1 protein-coding gene is annotated in these 627 nt (G+C 58.5%); it reads left to right on the top strand.

The features are described from left to right. The first annotated feature begins 264 nt into the window (after positions 1-264). Positions 265-483, top strand: coding sequence for a hypothetical protein (locus tag GVL52_RS28140; protein WP_160012672.1), 219 nt, complete (start codon positions 265-267; stop codon positions 481-483). The last annotated feature ends 144 nt before the right edge of the window (positions 484-627 follow it).

Raw genomic sequence — 627 nt, forward strand, 5'->3', positions numbered from 1 at the left:
TCTGCATAGTCTGCGAGGCTGAACCGGTCCAGTTGCCGCGGGCTCGCCGACGTAAGGGGGGCCCGGCACCTTCTATGCCGTCGCGAGTGCCGCGAGCAAGCTCGGCCCAAACGAATTGAAACGGCAGGGTAACCCTGTCGATCAACGTTCCCTGCCCGGAGGAACCAAATTTCCGACGCACACGTAGCCCTGCAAAGGGCTCTTCGCACCCCGCGGGTCATTCTCCCGTAGGGGAGCTGACTTGCAATTCATTTGGAGGTCATCATGACATTTCACGGAAACGAAACTCCCGCTCGCCAGAGCGGAATATTAACCACTGCCCTTGAAAAGGCAAAAAGCTCAGTGGCGGAAGGTGGTTCGCTCGCTTACCGAGTCGACGAATGCCCGATCCGCGGAAAAATCATCAATCTGGCCACGGCCAACGGCTGGAGCCCCTATCCGCTCTATATCGAACGCCCTGAGCATGGAGCCTGCCATGCATAACAACCCACCTCAAGCCAACGAAACATCGATCGGGGCGGCAGAACATCTCCTTGATGTGTACAGCGTCAGGCTGCAGTCCGCCATAGCCCAGCGAGATGCCGAAGCAGCTGTCGCGGTGGAGACTGCAATGCAGGAGCTCAATCC

This window comes from Rhizobium sp. 18055 (assembly GCF_902706285.1).
GTDB lineage: Bacteria > Pseudomonadota > Alphaproteobacteria > Rhizobiales > Rhizobiaceae > Rhizobium.

Coding starts and splice junctions, on each gene's coding strand:
- GVL52_RS28140 (WP_160012672.1), top strand. CDS start 265: ATGACATTTCACGGAAACGAAACTCCCGCTCGCCAGAGCGGAATATTA.